This window comes from Mesorhizobium sp. M0437 (assembly GCF_040321335.1).
GTDB lineage: Bacteria > Pseudomonadota > Alphaproteobacteria > Rhizobiales > Rhizobiaceae > Mesorhizobium.
The window spans coordinates 28,892-47,524 of sequence record NZ_JAMYRK010000006.1 but is presented as its reverse complement, the minus strand read 5'-3'; the positions used below and the strand labels follow the sequence as shown (position 1 = coordinate 47,524).

The 18,633-nt window shown below is 63.3% G+C and carries 19 protein-coding genes; 9 read left to right on the top strand and 10 right to left on the bottom strand.

Going from position 1 to position 18,633, the window contains the following annotated elements; all coding sequences use genetic code 11:
• The first annotated feature begins 58 nt into the window (after positions 1–58).
• Positions 59–2,674 (top strand): TIGR02302 family protein, encoded by a 2,616-nt coding sequence (locus tag NKI72_RS05930; RefSeq protein WP_352683070.1) that lies wholly within the window; start codon positions 59–61, stop codon positions 2,672–2,674.
• 72 nt (positions 2,675–2,746) lie between these two features.
• Here NKI72_RS05930 and NKI72_RS05925 read toward each other — a convergent pair whose 3' ends face one another.
• Positions 2,747–3,604 (bottom strand): LysR substrate-binding domain-containing protein, encoded by an 858-nt coding sequence (locus tag NKI72_RS05925; protein WP_352831662.1) that lies wholly within the window; start codon positions 3,602–3,604, stop codon positions 2,747–2,749.
• A gap of 223 nt (positions 3,605–3,827) precedes the next feature.
• Here NKI72_RS05925 and NKI72_RS05920 point away from each other — a divergent pair, with 223 nt between their 5' ends.
• Positions 3,828–4,778, top strand: a complete 951-nt coding sequence (locus NKI72_RS05920) for a DMT family transporter (protein ID WP_352849981.1) — start codon at positions 3,828–3,830, stop codon at positions 4,776–4,778.
• Between the two features lie 18 nt (positions 4,779–4,796).
• On the opposite strand, the gene NKI72_RS05915 is transcribed toward NKI72_RS05920, so the two are convergent.
• The 3 genes from NKI72_RS05915 to NKI72_RS05905 form a co-directional block, all read right to left on the bottom strand.
• A complete protein-coding gene (locus tag NKI72_RS05915) occupies positions 4,797–5,168 on the bottom strand; it encodes a response regulator (RefSeq protein WP_352540192.1) in 372 nt (123 codons plus the stop codon).
• Positions 5,169–5,359: 191 nt separating this feature from the next.
• On the bottom strand, positions 5,360–5,902 hold the full coding sequence (hpt, locus tag NKI72_RS05910; protein ID WP_352616025.1) for a hypoxanthine phosphoribosyltransferase: 543 nt from the start codon (positions 5,900–5,902) through the stop codon (positions 5,360–5,362).
• 182 nt (positions 5,903–6,084) lie between these two features.
• A complete protein-coding gene (locus tag NKI72_RS05905) occupies positions 6,085–6,375 on the bottom strand; it encodes a hypothetical protein (RefSeq protein WP_352683073.1) in 291 nt (96 codons plus the stop codon).
• Positions 6,376–6,611: 236 nt separating this feature from the next.
• Here NKI72_RS05905 and ftsE point away from each other — a divergent pair, with 236 nt between their 5' ends.
• The 3 genes from ftsE (at position 6,612) to NKI72_RS05890 (ending at position 9,097) form a co-directional block, all read left to right on the top strand.
• On the top strand, positions 6,612–7,271 hold the full coding sequence (gene ftsE / locus NKI72_RS05900) for a cell division ATP-binding protein FtsE (RefSeq protein WP_023677923.1): 660 nt from the start codon (positions 6,612–6,614) through the stop codon (positions 7,269–7,271).
• On the top strand, positions 7,264–8,247 hold the full coding sequence (locus NKI72_RS05895) for a cell division protein FtsX (RefSeq protein WP_352820110.1): 984 nt from the start codon (positions 7,264–7,266) through the stop codon (positions 8,245–8,247). The genes ftsE and NKI72_RS05895 overlap by 8 nt, the downstream gene beginning before the upstream one ends.
• Positions 8,248–8,509: 262 nt before the next feature.
• The gene (locus NKI72_RS05890; RefSeq protein WP_502898558.1) at positions 8,510–9,097 is read left to right on the top strand and encodes a YdcF family protein; all 588 of its coding nucleotides are present in this window, start codon (positions 8,510–8,512) and stop codon (positions 9,095–9,097) included.
• Between the two features lie 29 nt (positions 9,098–9,126).
• Here NKI72_RS05890 and NKI72_RS05885 read toward each other — a convergent pair whose 3' ends face one another.
• Entirely contained in the window at positions 9,127–9,747 is a 621-nt protein-coding gene (locus tag NKI72_RS05885; protein ID WP_352471424.1) for a pyridoxamine 5'-phosphate oxidase family protein, read from the bottom strand.
• A 132-nt stretch (positions 9,748–9,879) separates the two neighbouring features.
• On the opposite strand from NKI72_RS05885, the gene NKI72_RS05880 reads away from it, so the two are divergent.
• Together NKI72_RS05880 and NKI72_RS05875 are read left to right on the top strand one after the other, a co-directional pair.
• A complete protein-coding gene (locus NKI72_RS05880) occupies positions 9,880–10,788 on the top strand; it encodes a LysR family transcriptional regulator (protein ID WP_352831656.1) in 909 nt (302 codons plus the stop codon).
• A 106-nt stretch (positions 10,789–10,894) separates the two neighbouring features.
• Complete coding sequence (locus tag NKI72_RS05875; protein WP_352831654.1) at positions 10,895–11,695, top strand: lysophospholipid acyltransferase family protein; 801 nt, start codon at positions 10,895–10,897, stop codon at positions 11,693–11,695.
• 27 nt (positions 11,696–11,722) lie between these two features.
• On the opposite strand, the gene NKI72_RS05870 is transcribed toward NKI72_RS05875, so the two are convergent.
• Complete coding sequence (locus tag NKI72_RS05870) at positions 11,723–12,343, bottom strand: LysE family translocator (RefSeq protein ID WP_352831652.1); 621 nt, start codon at positions 12,341–12,343, stop codon at positions 11,723–11,725.
• Positions 12,344–12,421: 78 nt separating this feature from the next.
• Positions 12,422–13,369: an aldo/keto reductase gene (locus NKI72_RS05865; RefSeq protein WP_352831650.1), complete on the bottom strand. Its 948-nt coding sequence runs from the start codon at positions 13,367–13,369 to the stop codon at positions 12,422–12,424.
• 346 nt (positions 13,370–13,715) lie between these two features.
• On the opposite strand from NKI72_RS05865, the gene NKI72_RS05860 reads away from it, so the two are divergent.
• The gene (locus tag NKI72_RS05860; protein WP_352831648.1) at positions 13,716–14,696 is read left to right on the top strand and encodes a quinone oxidoreductase family protein; all 981 of its coding nucleotides are present in this window, start codon (positions 13,716–13,718) and stop codon (positions 14,694–14,696) included.
• 44 nt (positions 14,697–14,740) lie between these two features.
• Here the strand turns inward: NKI72_RS05860 and NKI72_RS05855 are convergent, their stop codons facing one another.
• Positions 14,741–15,274: a gamma-glutamylcyclotransferase gene (locus NKI72_RS05855; RefSeq protein ID WP_352616048.1), complete on the bottom strand. Its 534-nt coding sequence runs from the start codon at positions 15,272–15,274 to the stop codon at positions 14,741–14,743.
• 114 nt (positions 15,275–15,388) lie between these two features.
• Here NKI72_RS05855 and NKI72_RS05850 point away from each other — a divergent pair, with 114 nt between their 5' ends.
• A complete protein-coding gene (locus NKI72_RS05850; RefSeq protein ID WP_352452468.1) occupies positions 15,389–16,390 on the top strand; it encodes a DUF2125 domain-containing protein in 1,002 nt (333 codons plus the stop codon).
• 133 nt (positions 16,391–16,523) lie between these two features.
• On the opposite strand, the gene NKI72_RS05845 is transcribed toward NKI72_RS05850, so the two are convergent.
• Together NKI72_RS05845 and hisC are read right to left on the bottom strand one after the other, a co-directional pair.
• Positions 16,524–17,459, bottom strand: a complete 936-nt coding sequence (locus tag NKI72_RS05845) for a prephenate/arogenate dehydrogenase family protein (protein ID WP_352849979.1) — start codon at positions 17,457–17,459, stop codon at positions 16,524–16,526.
• Positions 17,460–17,465: 6 nt separating this feature from the next.
• Positions 17,466–18,575 (bottom strand): histidinol-phosphate transaminase, encoded by a 1,110-nt coding sequence (hisC, locus tag NKI72_RS05840; RefSeq protein WP_352831646.1) that lies wholly within the window; start codon positions 18,573–18,575, stop codon positions 17,466–17,468.
• Positions 18,576–18,633: the final 58 nt, after the last annotated feature.

Here is an 18,633-nt window from a genome sequence, read left to right as displayed (position 1 = left end):
CGGGCCCATGCGATAGATTCGTGAGGCCTGGGCTATCCCGCCCGGCCAGGAAGGGCCGATGACACAACGACCCATTTTCACCAGCGATCGCAGTCTGGCCAGGCGCCTTGCCTTGAGCCGGCTGGGGACGCAGGTCTCGATAATCGTCGAACGCGGCTGGCCATTGCTGCTGCCACTGATCATCGTCGCCAGCCTGTTCCTCAGCATTTCGTGGCTCGGCCTGTTCCCATTTTTGCCCGATCTGGCGCGGATCGGTCTTATCACGGCATTCGGCGTCGCAGCGCTTGCCGCACTCTATCCACTGCGTTTCTTCCGCACGCCATCCAGTGCCGAGGTCGACCGCCGCATCGAGGCGGCCAACCGATTGCTGCACAGCCCGGTGCAGGTCCAGACCGATCGCCCGAGCGGCAAGGAAAGCATTTTTTCGCAAGCCCTGTGGCGCGAGCATCAGCGGCGCATGGCGGACCGGCTGGGCGAGCTTGGCGGCGACGTGCCGCGCACACGCGTGCCGGAACGCGACCCGTGGGCGCTGCGCGCCGTTGCCGCGCTTTTGTTGGTCACTGCCTTTGCCTTCTCCTTTGGGCCATCGGGCGGCAGGCTGAGCGACGGTTTTGTTGCCCGTGCCGCCCGCGACGTCGTGCCGCCGCGCATTGATGCCTGGGTGACGCCGCCGGCCTATACCGGCAGGCCGCCGGTATTCCTGAACGCCCCGGTCCTGGCCAACAACGCCACTCAAGCGCCGCCGACCTTCACGGTTCCGGAGGGCAGCGATGTGTCGCTGCGCGTCACCGGCGGTTCGGGCGAGGAAACGCTGAGCTACGCCGACACCGGCGGCAACACCCGCGCCATCGATCCGACCGGGCCGCAAGCCGCCAAGACTGAGGCAAGTCCGGCACCGCCTTCCACCGTGCGCCAGTTCAGCGGCAAGTTAACGGCCGACGGCACGCTGACGCTGCAGTCCAGCGACGGCGAGCTCGGCCGCTGGGCCTTCGCCATAATTCCCGACAAGCCGCCGCAGATCCGCTTTGTCGGCGAGCCGAAGCGCGCCGTCAACGGCGCCTTCGAACTCAACTACCAGATCGACGACGACTATGGCGCGGCCTCCGCCAAGGCGGTTTTCGCATTGGCCGATCCGCAAGTGCCCAACGCGCATCCGCTCTATGGCCCGCCGGAAATGCCGCTGACGTTGCCGCGCCGCGGCGGCAAGGCCAATGCCGCTAAGACGACGAAGGATCTGACCGACCATGTCTGGGCCGGTGGCAACGTCAAGCTGTCGCTTGTCGTCACCGACGGTGCCGGACACACGGCGACCAGCGAAACCAAGACGCTGGTGATGCCGGAGCGGCCATTCTCCAACCCGTTGGCGCGGGCTGTGGTCGAGCAGCGCCGCATGCTGGCGCTCGACGCCTATGCCAAGGACCGCGTGCTCGACCTGATGGATGCGATCACGCTCAGGCCCGAAGACACGTTCGACAACATGACGCACTATCTCGCCATCATGAGCGCCCGCACCCGGCTGAAGATGGCCGACAGCGACGACCAGTTGCGCGACGAGGTCGCTTACCTCTGGGAGATCGCGCTCGGTATCGAGGAAGGCAATCTTTCGGCGGCCGAGAAGCGGCTGCGTCAGGCGCAGCAGGCGCTGCAGGACGCGATCAAGAACGGCGCCAGCGACCAAGAGATCGAGAAGGCGATGAAGGAACTGCGCGAGGCGATGAATCAGTTCCTGCAGGAATTCGCGGCGCGGGCGCAGCAGAATCCGAATGCGCCACAGATGCAGCAGAACGGCCAGGAACTGCGCCAGAGCGACATCGACCGCATGATGGACCAGATCGAGAACCTGGCGAAATCCGGCAATCGCGACCAGGCGCAGCAATTGCTGTCGGAGCTGCAGGACATGATGAACAATCTGCAGGCAGGCCGCCAGCAACAGGGCGGTCAGCAGGACAGCGAGATGCGCCAGCAGATGGACAAGCTGGGCGAAATCATGCGGCGCCAGCAGGAGATGATGAACGACACTTTCCGCATGGACCAGATGCAGCGCGGCCAGCAACAGCGCGGGCAGAACCGCGACGAGCAGCTCGGCGAGAACAGTGAGCCAGGCCCGATGGGCGAAGAGGGCAAGCCCGGCCCAGGTGACGACCGCGATCCGCTCGGCCGGCCGAACCCGATGACGCCGCAGGAATTTGCTGACGCGCTGAAGCAATTGCAGGAAGGCCAGGGCAAGCTGCAGAGCGAGCTCGATCAATTGAGGAAGAGCCTCGAAGGCATGGGCCTCGACCCCAATGAGGGGTTTGGCGAGGCCGGCAAATCCATGGGCAATGCCGAACAGGCGCTCGGCGAGGGCGAAGGCGACCAGGCCGTCGGTCACCAGGGCCGCGCATTGGAAGCCTTGCGCAGGGGCGCCAAGGACATGATGAAGCAACTGCAGGCGATGCAAGGCGACCAAGGCGGCAACGGCCAGGGCGGACGCCAGCAGAATGCCGACCGTGACCCGCTCGGGCGGCCCCGCACCAGCGAGGGTCCCGATGACGGAAGTTCGGTGAGAGTGCCTGACGAGATCGATGTGCAGCGTGCCCGCCAGATCCTCGAAGCGATCCGCAAGCGGCTCGGCAACGCACTCAGCCCCGATATCGAGCGCAGCTATCTGGAGCGGTTGCTGGAGCTGAAGTAAGGCTGCCCCCAATATTCGGAAGATCGCCGTGCGGTCCGTGGAGGCCGCCACCGCCGGACTGAGCGGCACGTTTTAACGGTTGGTGAACGCCTCGCGGATCGCCTCTTCCATGCCGTCGATGGCCTCGCCGGAAGCGTTCGGATTGCGCCGCAGCACCACGTTCGAGGAATCGATGTCGCCGAACCCGTCGGCGGCCGTAAGCTCGCGGCAGCCGGCCGGGATGTTGCTGCGCGAGATCGGCGCAATCGCCAACCCGGAGGTGACGGCGAGCCTCAGGCCGCCATTGGTATCGCTGGTATAGGCGACACGATAGGCGAGACCGCGCTGTTCCAGCGACTTTATGGCGAAATCCTTGCACCAACCGGCACGGTTGTAGAGCGCGATCGGCACCGGCCGCTCCTCATGCATGTGATGCAGCTCCGACGTCACCCATACGGTCGGGTCATGCATCAGCACCTCACCGCCTGACAGATCCTGCCATTCGAACACCACCGCCAGATCGAGCTCGCCGGCGGCGAGCGCCGCGATCTGCGCACCGGAATGCGCGTAGCGGACGGTGATGTCGACCTGAGGATGGCGCTTGGCAAAGGCGCCGAGTGCCCGCGACAAGATCGCGTGGCCATATTCCTCCGGGATTCCGATGCGCACCGGCCCGCCAAGCGGCGCCGCGACCATCGATGCCGCCGTCTCGTCGAGCAGTGAAACGATGCGCCTGGCGTTGGCGATGAGTTCGCCGCCGCGCTGCGTCAACACTACACCGCGCGATCCGCGCTCGAACAGGCTGTCGCCGATCATGCCTTCGAGCCTCTTCATCTGCATCGAGACCGCCGACTGGGTGCGGCCGGCCCGCTCCGCCGCTTTGGTGAAATTGCCGGTGTCGGCGACCGCCACGAAGGTGCGCAACAGGTCGCTGTCGAGATTGGGTCGCATGTGCCCGTCATAAGAAAATCTGATTGCTGGCATCATTCCAATTCGTTTGCAACATGTCAAACGGCGGACGATAGTCGCCTTACCCATTGGATATGCGGCCGCGAAATCGGCTGCGGACCAATCAAAAGTCCTCACTCGTACCCGCTGCCCGAAACGGTGGCGGGTTCTTTTTACCTGGATGCAGGCCTGCTTTCGGCCGCGCACGCGGGAGACAGGAGCGCCTATGCAGAATCGGCTTGTGCTCGGCATCCTCAGCCTCTGTCTCGGCGTGCTGGTCTTTTCGCTGCAGGACCCGCTGGTCAAGGCGGTGTCGAGCCACTATCCGGTCACCGAGGTGATGGCGATCCGCTCGATCGTCGCCCTGCCGATCCTGGTTTTCCTCGTCCACGCCGATGTCGGATTGCAGGCGATCCTGTCGAAGCGGTTCGGCATGCTGACGATACGCGCCTTCATCCAGTTCACCTCCTACACGGCCTACTATCTGGCAATCGCCGCCCTGCCGCTGGCTGACGCGGTGGCGCTCTATTTCATGGCGCCGCTGTTCATCATGGCGCTGGCCGGCCCCTATCTCGGCGAACGCGTGTCCTGGCAGGCGCTCGCCACCGTCCTGGTCGGCATGCTCGGCGTGCTGGTGATGGTGCGCCCGGGCGCCGGCTTGTTCGACTGGGCAGCGCTGCTGTCGCTAGGTTCGGCTCTGCTCTACGGTTTCTCGCAGCTGATGGCACGCAAGATCGGCGACACCGAATCCTCGACTGTCATGGCGTTCTATCAGAACGGCGCCTATCTGGTCGGCGCCGCCTTGGTGGCGGCATTGTTTTGGCTGGCAGGCATTGACCACGCCGTGCATCCGAGCCTCGAATTCCTCGTCCGGCCATGGGTCTGGCCGGCGACGCCGGACCTCCTCAAGATGGGGGCATGCGGCTTCGTTGCCTCGGCCGGCATGATCCTGTTGTCGCAGGCCTACCGGCTGGCGCCCGCCAACAGCGTCGCCACCTTCGAATACACCGGTATCATCTGGTCGCCGCTATGGGGTTTTCTGTTCTTTGCCGAGGTGCCGCGACCAGCGACGGCGGCCGGCGCAGCCCTCATCATCGGCGCCGGGCTTTTTGCGCTCAATGCCGGCCGGCACCGGAGCGGCGTGCCAGCCAATACGGCGACCTGCGACCCTGCCTGAAGGCGGTCGGCCTTGGACTTAGGCGAAGCAGGCGAGCGCCTGTTCGACGCGGGCGCGGATTTCAGCCAGCGTGAACGGCTTTTGCACGACGTCGAGAATAATGCCGTCCAATTCGTCGGCGCGCTCGCGCTGGTCGGCATAGCCGGTCATCAGCATGATCTTCATCGCCGGGAACAGCGCCGCTGCCGCCTTGGCCATCTCGATGCCGTCCATCTCCGGCATGCGGATGTCGGACAGCACAAGGTCATAGCTCCCTTGCGCCGCCCGGATCAGAGAAAGGCCGTGTGCGCCGTCCGCGGCGACAGTGACATTATGCCCGGCGCGCTCGAGCGCGCGAGCGGCGAGAGTGCGGACGGATTCATCGTCCTCGACGATCAGGAGATTTGCCATGGGCAGGATATTTGGCGAGGAAAAGTTGATGTTTCCTGAAAGCCAGGAAGGCCATGAGGCCTTTTCAAAATTCGCTCCGCCGAGTCATATGACGTGGTTTTCGAGACCCGGAGCGGACGTTCGAGTCCGTGAGCACCGGAAGCGCAGAAAACCGCGTCAGATGACCGCCGGAGTAGAATTTTCAAAAGGCCTCAGGCGTCGCCCTTGACGATGCCGACGAACGGCAATTCGCGAAACGCGTGGGCGACGTCCATGCCATAACCGACGACGAAATAATCGGGGCAGTCAAAGCCGACATAGTCGGCGTTGAGCGTGGTCTGGCGGCGCATGCGCTTGTCGAGCAGCACGGCGATGGCACAGCTCCTTGCGCCGCGCGACAGCATGAGGTCGCGGGTGAAACTCAGCGTCTTGCCGGATTCCAGAATGTCATCGATCAAAAGCACATCGCGACCGGCGACCTCGTTGTCGATGTCGCGCAGCACCCTCACCTCACCGCTGGTCGTGCCGGCGCCATAGCTGGAGATGAAGATGAACTCGACCTCCGGCGACAGGCCGACATCGTGCATGGCACGGATAAGATCGGCGGCGAAGATGAACGATCCCTTCAGCACCGAGATTACCAGAAGGTCGTGGTAGTCGTGCCCGGCGATCTCCTTGGCAAGTTCCAGGTTCCGCCGCGCGATGGCGGACGCCGAAAACAGGACTTCGATTTCCTTGCCGCGCACAACTGGCATTGGCTGCCCTTCCAGAATGATCGCCTTTGTAGGCGAAGCCGACCGAAACGGTCTTCAACCCGTTTCTAGGCATGTCGTGCCGTCTGGCAAGGCCAAATCTTTCGCAGGGCACCCGCGAACGGTCGGATGTCCCACCGTCGCGAATCGTTTATCTGGTGACCTGTTGATTTTCTGGCGCCGCTCTAACGAACCAGCGCATGGCCGCCCGAAATCCAGAAGGCGGCAAAGACGGCACCGACGCCGACAATCCAGAAGATCGGCCCACCATGCACCCACAACGGCCGTTCGACGGCGGTTTCGGGCTTGCGCAACATGTCCATGCCTTCGATCGAAGGCATGGAAATCATGCGCGCAGGCGGCGGCGCAAAGTCTTGACGTGTAAAATGGCGGGGCAGCACCTCATAGTCGGCATCGATGACCTCGGCGGTCACGTCGCGCATGATGCGTTCCGGCTCGGCGGCCGGATCGGTCATGATTTCGCCGGAAACCGGGCGCGCGGTTCGATCCTCAGCCATCATGGCCCAACACTACCGCACCTGTTCGCTGTTCGTTTCTTTTGGGTAAACGGAAATGGTTAACGCTTCCCCACCGGAACCCCTGTGACTCGCTCGAAAAGCCCCCAAATTAACCGTCGGTTAACCATGCCGGCCGATGGTCTTTCCACAGAAAGGGCTGGCATCTTGCCGCCGAGAATTTCAGGTCGTCGAAAGTGATCCGCTTCGAAAATGTCGGCCTCCGCTATGGCATGGGTCCGGAGATTCTCCGCGACATCTCCTTGCACATTCCGGAGCGCTCGTTTCAGTTCCTGAGCGGACCTTCAGGCGCCGGCAAGACGACGTTGCTGCGGCTTTTGTTCATGTCGCTGAAGCCGACGCGCGGCCTGATCACCATTTTCGGCAAGGACCGCTCGCGCATCTCGCGCACCGAATTGCCGCATCTGAGACGTCGCATCGGCGTGGTGTTCCAGGATTTTCGCCTGCTCGACCATATGACCACCTACGAGAACGTGGCATTGCCGCTGCGCGTGCGCGGCCGCGAGGAGGCGACCTATCGCACCGACGTCACCGAGCTGCTGAAATGGGTCGGCCTCGGCGAGCGCATGCATGTGCTGCCACCGGTGCTGTCTGGCGGCGAGAAGCAGCGCGCCGCCATTGCCCGGGCGTTGATCGAGCAGCCCGAGATCCTGCTCGCCGACGAGCCGACCGGCAATGTCGACCCGCCGCTGGCGCGACGCTTGCTGCGGTTGTTCATCGAACTCAACCGGCTGGGCACCGCCGTGGTGATCGCCACACACGACCTCGGCCTGATGGAACAGGTCGACGCACGGCGAATGATCCTGGCCGGCGGAAGGCTGGACATCTATGACTGAGCTCTCCGTCGAACATTTCGAGGGTCAGGACGCCGCGGCGGCAAAGCCCCGCGTCCAGCGCAAAATGGCGCCGATCGTGCCGGCGCAGAACATCGCCGGCCGGGCGCTGGTGCTGGTCATTGCCATCATGACGTTTCTGTCCTGTCTGACGTTTGGCGCAGTCACGCTGGTGCGTGACACCGCCTCCGTCTGGGAGAACCAGATCTCGCGCGAAGCGACCATCCAGATCAAGCCGGTCGACGGCCTCGACATGGAGGCCGCACTTGCGCTGGCCTCGCAGATCGCCGGCGAATTCCCTGGCGTGAAAAGCGCCAGGATCATCGATCGCGAAGCAACGGCCCGACTGCTCGAGCCTTGGCTAGGCTCGGGCCTGAACATCGATGAGCTGCCGGTGCCGCGCTTGATCATCATCACCATCGACGAGAATAGTCCGCCCGATTTCGCCGCACTGCGCGCGGCGATCACGCCGAAGCTGCCGAGTGCCTCGCTCGACGATCATCGCACCTGGGTCGACCGGCTGGTTGCCATGGCCCGCACCACGGTAACGATCGGTATTGCAGTGCTGGCGCTGATGCTGTCGGCGACGGTGCTGACCGTTGTGTTCGCAACGCGCGGCGCCATGGCCGGCAATGGCCACATCATCGAGGTGCTGCATTTTGTCGGCGCCGAGGCGCGCTTCATCGCGCGCGAATTCCGCCGGCATTTTCTGGTCACCGGCATGAAGGGCGCCGCGGCAGGCGGCGCCGCGGCGATCCTGGTCTTCATCGTCTTCTCCTGGTGGTCGTCACGCAACATGGCAACGCCGCAGGCCGACCAGGCGACCGCCCTGTTCGGCAATTTCGCCATCGGCTCGGCGGGTTATCTCGGGGTCGCTGTCATGGTGCTGGTGATCGGCGCGCTGACGGCGGCAACCTCCCATTTCACCGTGGTTACCTATCTCAGCGACATCGACATTCGCCAGCCGGACGCCGGCTAAAGGAAAGATCGATCACGGATGAAAACGCATCGTCACGAAAATTGCATTTTTTTCCTACCAAAGGCCGTATTTCGGGATTAACCATTTCATGATGGACGTTCGGGACTCGACCGATACCGCTGGATGCATGCCAGTGCTGGTTGCGCGCCCGCCTGTATTCGCCGAGCCTGATGAATTTGCCAAGCCGGATCAGTTCGCCGAACGTGGGCGGCTGCTGGCAGGGCGCTCCTTGCGCATCTCGGCTCTCCTTCTGCTGGCCTTTATGGCGCTGTTTGTCGCCGGCTTCGGCTGGTTCGCCAATACCGTCAGCCGCCTGACTACGCCCGCCAATCCGGCAAGGGCCGACGCTATCATCGTGCTGACCGGCGGCCAATCGCGCCTCGACGCTGCGATGGGCCTGCTTGCCTTAGGCAAGGGCGAGCGGCTGCTGATCAGCGGCGTCCATCCCTCCGCCAGCCGCCGCCAGCTTCAGGCCGCGACCGGCGGCGACAAGAGGCTGTTTTCCTGCTGCGTCGACATCGACCGCGCCGCGCTCGACACGATCGGCAATGCCGAGGAAAGTGCCAAATGGGTCGAGGACCATGCCTACGGCACCGTCATTCTCGTCACCAATAATTATCATATGCCGCGTAGCCTGCTGGAAATGGGCCGGCTGCTGCACGGCGCAAGGCTCGAGCCCTATCCGGTGGTCAACACTAACCTCGAGAATGGCGGCTGGCTGACCAAGCCGGAAGCGCTGCGCGTGCTGTTCACCGAATACAACAAATACCTGCTGGCGCTGGCGCGCGGCATCATGCCGGTGAAGCAAACCGAGAGCGTCGCGCTGGCCGACGCCGCAGGCGGAAGCTGAACGGCACCGGCACTTTTATTCCCTGGCTCTTATTCCCTGGCTGCTGCATCCGATCGCAAGCGTGCGATCTCCTGTTCGAGCCGTTCGATGCGCTTGTCGCGTTCGCCGAGCGCCGCCGCCACGTCGGCCGCTTCGAAACGCTGCGGGATGTGCTGCGAGCAATTTGAATCCCAAGCCGAAACCGTAAACAGAATGACCTGCTCGGGTCGCGCCTTATAGTCTTGCGGCATCAGCTTTGCCGTCAGCTCGGCATCGCCCTCGACGACTTGCGCTTTGCCCCAGATCTTGATGCGCTGCCGGTGCGCATAATCGATCAGGAATAGGAAAGCCTGTGGGTTGTCGCTGAGGTTGCCCTGGGTGATGAACTGCCTGTTGCCGGAAAAATCGGCAAAGCCGATCGTCCGTTCGTCGAGCACCGTGAGGAAACCGGCAGGCCCGCCGCGATGCTGGATGTAAGGCTGCCCGTCCGCATTGGCGGTCGACAGAAAGACGCTGGTCTGCGCCTCGATGAAGGCGGCGAGATCGGGCGTAATTGCCGCCTGCCAGCCGCCACGCTCCTCGACACGGGCATAGGCCTGGCGCGAGCCCTTGCGCGCCTGAATCGCCTTCACCGTCGGGGTGAAAGCAACATCGCTGGTGTGAGCGTTCATGGAAGCCTCATCAAGCGCCGAGCTGCGCTGCATTGCTAGTCAGGAAAATACGTCCTTCCATCTTCGAGATGCAGATGCCATATCTGCAATCCATCCTTCCGTTTTCCGGAAGGGCAAATTTTCGGGAGAGCTATGGATCGCCTCCAGTCCATGTCGCTTTTCGTTGCCGCGGCGGAGACAGGCAGCCTCTCGGCTGCCGGGCGCCGCTTCGGCATTCCGCTGACGACGGTCAGCCGCAAGGTTTCGGACCTGGAAAAGCACCTGAAGACACGGCTGTTGAACCGCTCGGCGCGGCAGCTGTCGCTGACCGATGCAGGCCACGCCTATCTCGCCGCCTGTCGTCGCATTCTCGATGAGGTCGGCGAGGCCGAGCGAATAGCCGCCGGCGAATACAGCGCCCCGACCGGCGAACTGATCGTCACTGCGCCGATCGTATTCGGCCGCCTGCATGTGCTGCCGGTCGTCACCAGCTTCCTCTCCGCCTATCCTGAGGTGAGTGTGCGGCTGACACTCGCCGACCGGATAACCCAGCTGGTCGAAGAGCACTTCGACCTCGCCGTCCGCATCGGCGAGCTTGCCGATTCGAGCCTGATCGCCACCCGCCTGGGTTCAATCCGCCGCGTCGTTTGCGCGAGCCCGGCTTATCTCGCCGAGCACGGCACACCGAAAACGCCGCAGGAGCTTGCAGCACACAGTGCCATCACCTTCGAAGGGCTCACCGCCGCAGCCTGGAGCTTCGCCACCGGCAAGACCGAATTCAGCGTGCCGATCCGCTCCAGGTTACGGGTCAACACGGCTGAGGCAGCGATCGATGCGGCGATTGCCGGCGTCGGCGTGACGAGGCTGCTTTCCTACCAGATCGCCGCCGCAGTCCGGTCGGGTACGCTGCGCCCGGTGCTGCAAGAGTTTGAGCCAGACCCATGGCCGGTGAGCCTCGTCCATGCCGGCCAGGGGCTACTGCCGGTGAAGCTGCGCGCATTCCTCGACTTCGCCGCCCCGCGCCTGAGACAGCGCCTGCTGCAGGCCGCATGGGAAACGTGACGAAGACGGCCCTCGCAAGGCCGGGCCGATCGCCCGCCTCGCAGCGTTTCCTTTTTGCGGGCGCTTGGTGTAACCAACGCACACCTCCTCACCGGGCACTTGCTGTATGCTGTATTTCCGCTCGCTGGCGTTCAATCTCGCCTTCTACCTCAATTTGATCGTCCAGATGATCCTCTGGACCCCGTATTATTTCCTGTCGCCGCGCCATCGCGCCTGGTTCGTGCCGAAATTCTGGTCGCGCACCAGCATGTGGCTCTACGACAAGATCGCCGGCACCAGAAGTGAGATCACCGGCCAGGAAAACCTGCCTGACGGCTCTTTCATCCTGGCGCCGAAGCACCAGTCCTTCTGGGACACGATCGCTTTCCTGCCTTATCTCGACGATCCCGTTTACATATTGAAACGGGAGCTGACCTGGATCCCGTTCTTCGGCTGGTACATTTTGAAGATGCGGATGATTCCTGTCGACCGCGGCAGCCGCTCGAAGGCATTGAAAATGGTGATCGCCGCGACCAAACAGGAATTGGCGCGCAATCCGCGTCAGCTGATCATCTATCCCGAGGGCACGCGCCGGGCGCCGGGCGACGAGCCGGTCTATAAATACGGCATCGTCGAACTCTACACGCAACTTGGCATTCCGGTGGTCCCGGTCGCCCACGTTGCCGGTCTCTATTGGCCGCGCCGCAAATTCCTGCGCTATCCCGGCACGATCAAGGCGCGCTTCCTGCCACCGATCCCGCCCGGCCTCGGCAAGGACGAATTCATGCAACGGCTGATCGGCGAGACGGAAGCCGCCTGCGACCAGCTTCTCGTCGAGGCGGCACAGACGCCGAACCCGCCGCCGATGCCGCCGACGGCAATGAAACGGCTTGGTGAGCTCGATGCGAAACCTGAATTGAAAGGCTGAGACACCCGCCGCGCATGCCAGAAAGGCTCACGGCAAGGCAGCCAGGGCGGCTGTTGCAACCAGCGTCACGGCAAACACCAGATTGATGATCCGCGACGCCAGCGGTTTGCGCAGCAAATGTGCAAAAGCCGCGCCGGCGAGAAGCCACAAGAGATGAATGGCAGCAATCATCAAGGCGAGGACCGCCAGCTTGGCTGAAATAGCAAGACCGCCCGCGCCAGGAGACGCGCCGGCGAACACGGCGGCAATCGCCACATAGGCTTTCGGATTGGCAACGGCCAGAAGGAACCCGCCCAGGAAAGTGGGAGGTGCCGCCCCACCAATGCGTGCCGCCAGCGGCGGCGCCGTCGCTATCTTGAACGCCAGATAGAGGATGTAGGCTGCTGACGCGACCGCCAACAGCGCCGCGAGCTTCGGCAGCGCGGTGAGAACGGCCATGATGCCCGTCGCCACCACCAAAAGCACGAGAACCGTCCCGACAACGATTCCCGAGGCATAGCGCAGCGAACCGCGCAGGCCGAACGCGGCGCCGATCGCGGTGACGCTTATCGTCGCCGGCCCCGGGCTGCCCATGACGATGGCCGACGCCAACACAAGCGCCAGCAATCGCTCCCATAGCTGCTGATCGAGAAGACCCTGTCCGGTCATGCGGCGTCCCTGCATCCTGCGACGATGCAGGGACGGTAGGGCAAGGCAGCGGCGCCGGTCTTGAACGATCGTGCGCGGCTATGCGCTGGCCTTGTCGAGCTCGGCCAGATCGTCCGGGCTGAGCTGCAACGACGCGGCACGCACCAGGCTGTCGAGCTGGTCGAGCGTCGTCGCGCTGGCAATCGGAGCGGTGACGCCGGGCTGTGCCATGACCCAGGCAAGCGCCACTTCCGCTGGCTTGGCCGAGTGTCTGGCTGAAACAGCATCGAGCGCTGAGAGAATGCGCATGCCGCGGGTGTTGAGATAGCCTTTCACACCGCCACCGCGCGGGCTTTTGCCGAGGTCGGCCTCGCTGCGGTACTTGCCGCTCAGAAACCCCTTCGCGAGGCTGAAATAGGTGATGACGCCGATGTCCTCGGCCGCGCACAGGTCGCGCAGCGGACCATCGAAGGACGAGCGGTCGTAAAGGTTGTATTCCGGCTGCAGCACCTCGTAGCGCGGCAGGCCGCGCAGGCTTGCTACGTCAAGTGCGGCCCGCAGCTGGGCGGCGTCGAGGTTGGAAGCGCCAGCATAACGGATTTTGCCCTTGTCGAGCAGTTTCTGGTAAGCGCCGAGCGTTTCCTCATAAGGGGTCGCCGGGTCGGGCCAGTGCGACAGATAGAGATCGACGCTATCGACCTGCAGCCTCTTCAGCGAAGCATCGATGGCCTGTTCGATATAGGCGGCGGACAGGTCCCTCTTACCCTGTCCCATATCCGAACCGACCTTGGTGATGACGACAACCTTGTCGCGGTTGCCACGGCTCTTCATCCATTTGCCGATGATGGTTTCGGATTCGCCGCCCTCGTGGCCGGCAATCCAGCGCGAATAGGAATCGGCCGTGTCGATGGCGTTGAGGCCAGCGTCGACAAAGCGGTCGAGCAGGTCGAACGAGGTTTTCTCATCGGCGGTCCAGCCGAACACATTGCCGCCCAGAACCAATGGCGCGATGGATAGGTCGGTGCGACCGAGACGACGTTTCTGCAAGGCTGATCTCCATGGTGATTCATGCTGGGGCGGGTGGGAGCCGCCGACCGAGCTAACCTATGTCGCACCGTGGCAACGTCAAACGCATAGCCTCTTTTCCAGCCCGCCGGCGCTTCACAAAACCGCGACCCGCCGCGCCGTGTCCGGCCCCAAGGCGCTGGTCCCGGGCATCCAAACCGGCAGCCTCTGAAGAAACGATCTGGCAAGTTTGGCACATAGATTGTCAAATCTGCCAATTCAGACCTTTGCCGGCCGGCCATAGGTTCCGCCGCGCCGACGCAAGTCTCGGCACGGCCTGGCCGGGGCTCAGACTGTTGGCCTCGGATTGTTTGTTATGGAGACCGGCATGAAAGCAATTGTATTTGACGCCATCGGTTCGCCGCGCGACGTGCTCTATGTGGATGACCTGCCGATGCCACGGATCAGCGACGGCGAGGTGCTGGTCAGGATGGTCTCGGCCTCGATCAATCCGGGCGACTTCCTGTTTATCCAGAACCTCTATCCCGAACCGAAGAAGCCGCATTTTCCCCGGCAGATCGCCGGAAACCATGGCGCCGGCATCGTCGAAGCCGTTGGCGCGAACGTCGGGTTGGAACCGGGGATGCTTGTCGCGTTCAGCTATTATGGCAGCTGGGCCGAGTACGCCGCCATTCCCGCCGAATGGCTGATCCCGTTGCCTGCCGGCTATCCTGTCGAACGCGCCGGGCAGATGGTGAACCCCATTACCGCGTGGGATCTGCTGGTGGATTCCCGTGTGCGGCCTGGCCAATGGCTGGCTGTCACGGCCGGCTATTCGTCAATTTCGACAATGGTGATGCAGTTCGCCCAACGACGCGGCATCAACGTCATCGCTCTTGTGCGGCGCTCGCACCAAAGCTTCGATCCGAAGACGCTTGGCGCCGCCGCCACTCTTGACCTTTCGGAGTTGAAGACAAGTATCCGGGAAGCCGTGATGGATATCACCGGCGGCGCCGGATTGAACGGGATTATCGACAATGTCGGCGGACCTGTCAGCGGCGAATTGATCCGCACCCTGGCGCTCGGCGGGCAGATGGTGATCAATGGCGGAATGAGTGCCGAGCGCTTCGAACTGCACAATTTCGACGTGTTGCTGAGCGGCGTCGAAATCAGGGCGAATATCTATCGCTACTTCTTTTCGCCGCCTGCCGAAGCCGACCGGCCTGTCCTATGCGAGATTATCGACACCTTCGGCCAGCCCGGCTTCCACGTTCCTGTCGGCGGTCTCCACCCGCTGACCGAGTTCAAGCTTGCCGTGGCAAACAGTCTGGATCGCGCCGATCTTGGAAAACAGATTTTCAGGATGTAGCCCGCGTCACGACACCGAAAACATCATGGTAACGACAAAAGGCGCTACGTCGCGATCCGTCTCGTCACGTCTTCCAGCCAGTGGTCGCTTATACCCAGTGCTTCGAGGTGCTCCAGCGTGCTGAGCACGTAATCCTCATTCCTCCCCGATTGGCCGACGGCGCCGCGAACGACGGCCGCCGCCTCGGCCGGGTCGAGCGCACCGGCATATTGCTCATGGCTGCGGTCCACGACATAGGCGACGGCGTCGACCGTCTTGCCCCCATCCGTTTCACCCTTGTCGAGGCGAACGCTGAGCACACGTTCGAGATAGACGTTGGTGACCAGCTCGCGTTCGCGCAGATAGGTAATGACCTCGTTGCGCAGCTCGCCTGGAACCCGGAACGCCAGCCCGATGCAGGAGCCTCCGCGGTCGAGGCCGAGCACCAGGCCCGGCCGTTCGCGCGTGCCGCGATGCACGAAAGAATAGACGCAGAGCGAACGGCGGTAGCCATGCAGGCGGGCGCGCCGCGTCTCGACATGTGCGAATCCCGGTCGCCAGATCAGTGAGCCGTAGCCAAAAACCCAAAAATCGCCCATATCGCCAAGCCTGATTGTGACGACCACCTCACCGGTGGTGTTTCAGTCCGTCTACCTGTTGGTGCCGCAAGCGACAGCCCGCCCGTGCCACCCCGCGTTAACGAAAGCCGCAGCATGACGTCAAGTGACGAGCGCCCGCCGCCCAGCCAACGTCGCCGCCTGTTGTGGCTTGCCGCTTTCATCCTCGTGCTGTTCGGCATCTACAGCGCCGGCTGGTTCTACCTGGCGGACCTGGTCGAGAGCGCCACCAAAAAGGCGGTCGCCGATCTCGACGACAAAGGCATCAAGGCCGACTGCGCCAATCTCGCGGTCAGCGGCTATCCCTTCAGCTTCACCGTTTCCTGCGACAGCCTGGCTTACGAGGACGACAGCCGCAACGTCGCGGCATCGACAGGCAAGATCAACGCCGCCACGCAGATCACCCGGCTTCTGTCGCCTGCCGCCGAGCTCAGGGGGCCGCTCAGGACCTCTGTTCCCGGCATGACCCCGCTCTGGATCGACTGGGATGATCTGCGGGCCGACATGAAGCTGTCCTGGCCGCTGCCGAGGCGCCTCTCGCTGCAGGCAGAAGGCCTGTCCGGCCAGACCGATCCGGCAGACGACACCGATCCCGTCTCGCTGTTCAGCGCCGGAACCGCCACCGGACAATTGCGCCCAAACGGCCCGGACATCGACTATGCCGGCAATTTCACCGATCTTGAAATCGACGCGGCGGCCATCGACGGGCGCGTCTTGCCGCCGCTCGACGGCAGCGGCGACCTGACGCTGAAGAACGGCGTCACGCTGATCAAGGCAAATCCGAAGAGCCTGCGCGGCCAGGCGGCCGAAATCCACAAGCTCGATCTGTCGTCCGGAACTGCGCGCATCACCGTTTCGGGACCGCTGTCGGTCGATGACGACGGTCTCATAAATGCCGACCTGACGATCAGGCTCAATGATCCAAAGGCCGTGGCGGCAATCCTCGCCACCGCCATCCCCGAGCAGAAGAAACAGATCCAAACCGGCTTTGCCGGACTGGCGCTGCTCGGCAACCAGCCGTCGATGCCGCTGAAGATCGTCAGGGGCAAGGCCTCGCTCGGCTTCATCCCGCTCGGCAAGATCAAGCCGCTCGACTAGAGCAACTCCAGGAAAAGTGTGAAACGGTTTTCCGTCCGGAATTGCGCAAAACAAAGAGATAGAGCGGTTCGGCGTTTCTGTGAAACGATGAACCGCTCTAAGCCGGGCCGGCCTGCGATCGGCCTGCCGCGGCTTATCCCTTCGGCGGGTGTTCGACTGCCTGGCGGCCGAAATCCGGTACGTCGATATCCTGGCCGGCCTCGATGATCGAGCGGCGGACGGCGCGGGTGCGGGTGAACAGGTCGAACAGTTTTTCGCCGTCGCCCCAGCGGATCGCCCGCTGCAGCGAGGACAGATCCTCGGAAAACCGCGCCAGCATTTCGAGAATGGCGTCCTTGTTGTGCAGGCAGACGTCGCGCCACATGGTCGGGTCGGACGCCGCGAGACGAGTGAAGTCGCGAAAGCCGGAAGCCGAGTATTTGATGACCTCGGACTTGGTCACCGACTCCAGATCGTCGGCGGTACCGACGATGTTATAGGCGATGATGTGCGGCAGGTGCGAAACGATGGCCAGCGTCATGTCGTGATGCTGCGGGTCCATCGTGTCGATGTTGGAGCCGCAGCGGCGCCAGAATTCCGAGAGCTTTTCCAGTGCTGCGGGATCGGTGCCGGGCAGCGGCGTGAAAATGCACCAGCGGTTCTCGAACAGTTCGGCAAAACCGGCGTCCGGTCCCGATTTTTCGGTGCCGGCCAAAGGATGGCCGGGGATGAAGTGCACGCCATCAGGCACGTGCGGCTGCATCTGCGCGATCACCGACGCCTTGGTCGAGCCGACATCGGTGAGGATGGCGCCCTTCTTCAGCGCCGGCGCGATCTCCGCGGCGACCGTACCGGAAGAACCGACCGGCACCGAAACGATAACCAGATCAGCATCGCGAACCGCCTCTTTCGCATCCGTCGTATAGGTGTCGCCAAGGCCGAGTTGGCTCGCCCGTGCCAGCGTCGCTTCGCTGCGCGTCGAAATCGCGATTTGGCCGGCGAGCTCCTCGCGGCGGATGACGCGGGCCAGCGACGAGCCGATCAGGCCGATGCCGACCAGCGCGATTTTTTCGAACATCGGTGATGTCATGGTGTTCTAGCTTTTCAGGAATGTCGCGAGTGCTGCGACAACGCCGCGATTGGCCTCTTCGGTGCCGATGCTCATGCGCAGCGCGTTGGGAAAACCGTACCCGGAAACGCGCCGCAATATGTAGCCGCGCGCACTGAGGTAGTCGTCGGCGGCCGCCGCCGAATGCCTTTTGTCCTCGGGAAAGTGGATGAGGATGAAATTGCCGACGCTCGGCGTCACCCGCAGCCCGAGCCCGCTTAGTTGCTCGCTCAGCCAGGCCAGCCAGGTCTCGTTGTGCGCGACGCTGCGTTCGATATGGGCGCGGTCGTGGATCGCCGCGATGCCGGCCTCGATTGCCGTTGCATTGACGTTGAAAGGCCCGCGCACGCGGTTGATCGCGTCGATGACGTGCATTGGCGCATACATCCAGCCGATCCGCGCCCCGCCCAGGCCCAATTTGGAGAAAGTGCGGGTCATGACCACGTTTTCCGCGCTGCCCACCAACTCGACGCCGGCTTCATAATCGTTGCGCCGGACATATTCGGCGTAAGCTGCATCCAGCACCAGAAGCACGTTTCGCGGCAGGCCGGCATGCAGGCGGCGCACCTCCTGGAACGGCACGTAGGTGCCGGTTGGATTGTTTGGATTGGCAAGGAAGATGATCCGGGTAGCCGGCGTCACCGCGGCGAGGATCGCATCGATATCGGCGCGTTCATCGGTCTCCTTGACCGTCACCGGGACGGCACCGGCCGACTGTATGTAGATCTTGTAGACCATGAAGCCGTGTTCGGTGATGATGGCTTCGTCGCCGGGCGCGAGGTAGGTCTGCGCCAGCAGGCCCAGAATCTCGTCGGAGCCGTTGGAGCAGACGATGTTCGCCGGGTTGAGCCCGTGCACCTCGGCGATCGCTTCCCTCAGGCGCCTGGCGCTGCCGTCGGGATAGACCGCGAGCTTGTCGGCGACCGCGCGCGCGGCCTCTATCGCCTTTGGCGAAGGGCCGAGCGGGTTCTCGTTCGCCGACAATTTATGGACCTTGGCGACACCTTCAGGCGCCGCGCTCTTGCCGGGCACATAGGCTTCGATGTCCATGATGCCGGCGCGGGGCTTTGGACGTGTCTGATCCGGTGTCTGGCTCATTTCATGAAATCCGTCGAGAGTGCCTCCATCCGGAAGCCGCAGCGGAAATACAAGCCGT

What these genes read in the sequence shown, in the direction of transcription:
- NKI72_RS05890 (WP_502898558.1), top strand. Translation starts at nt 8,510, where the DNA reads ATGGCGCTGTTTGTCGCCGGCTTCGGCTGGTTCGCCAATACCGTCAGC.
- NKI72_RS05885 (WP_352471424.1), bottom strand. Translation starts at nt 9,747, where the DNA reads ATGAACGCTCACACCAGCGATGTTGCTTTCACCCCGACGGTGAAGGCG.
- NKI72_RS05920 (WP_352849981.1), top strand. Translation starts at nt 3,828, where the DNA reads ATGCAGAATCGGCTTGTGCTCGGCATCCTCAGCCTCTGTCTCGGCGTG.
- NKI72_RS05855 (WP_352616048.1), bottom strand. Translation starts at nt 15,274, where the DNA reads ATGGGCGATTTTTGGGTTTTTGGCTACGGCTCACTGATCTGGCGACCG.
- NKI72_RS05905 (WP_352683073.1), bottom strand. Translation starts at nt 6,375, where the DNA reads ATGACCGATCCGGCCGCCGAGCCGGAACGCATCATGCGCGACGTGACC.
- NKI72_RS05875 (WP_352831654.1), top strand. Translation starts at nt 10,895, where the DNA reads ATGCTGTATTTCCGCTCGCTGGCGTTCAATCTCGCCTTCTACCTCAAT.
- NKI72_RS05880 (WP_352831656.1), top strand. Translation starts at nt 9,880, where the DNA reads ATGGATCGCCTCCAGTCCATGTCGCTTTTCGTTGCCGCGGCGGAGACA.
- NKI72_RS05845 (WP_352849979.1), bottom strand. Translation starts at nt 17,459, where the DNA reads ATGACATCACCGATGTTCGAAAAAATCGCGCTGGTCGGCATCGGCCTG.
- hisC (WP_352831646.1), bottom strand. Translation starts at nt 18,575, where the DNA reads ATGAGCCAGACACCGGATCAGACACGTCCAAAGCCCCGCGCCGGCATC.
- NKI72_RS05870 (WP_352831652.1), bottom strand. Translation starts at nt 12,343, where the DNA reads ATGACCGGACAGGGTCTTCTCGATCAGCAGCTATGGGAGCGATTGCTG.
- NKI72_RS05925 (WP_352831662.1), bottom strand. Translation starts at nt 3,604, where the DNA reads ATGCGACCCAATCTCGACAGCGACCTGTTGCGCACCTTCGTGGCGGTC.
- NKI72_RS05860 (WP_352831648.1), top strand. Translation starts at nt 13,716, where the DNA reads ATGAAAGCAATTGTATTTGACGCCATCGGTTCGCCGCGCGACGTGCTC.
- hpt (WP_352616025.1), bottom strand. Translation starts at nt 5,902, where the DNA reads ATGCCAGTTGTGCGCGGCAAGGAAATCGAAGTCCTGTTTTCGGCGTCC.
- NKI72_RS05850 (WP_352452468.1), top strand. Translation starts at nt 15,389, where the DNA reads ATGACGTCAAGTGACGAGCGCCCGCCGCCCAGCCAACGTCGCCGCCTG.
- NKI72_RS05915 (WP_352540192.1), bottom strand. Translation starts at nt 5,168, where the DNA reads ATGGCAAATCTCCTGATCGTCGAGGACGATGAATCCGTCCGCACTCTC.
- NKI72_RS05895 (WP_352820110.1), top strand. Translation starts at nt 7,264, where the DNA reads ATGACTGAGCTCTCCGTCGAACATTTCGAGGGTCAGGACGCCGCGGCG.
- NKI72_RS05930 (WP_352683070.1), top strand. Translation starts at nt 59, where the DNA reads ATGACACAACGACCCATTTTCACCAGCGATCGCAGTCTGGCCAGGCGC.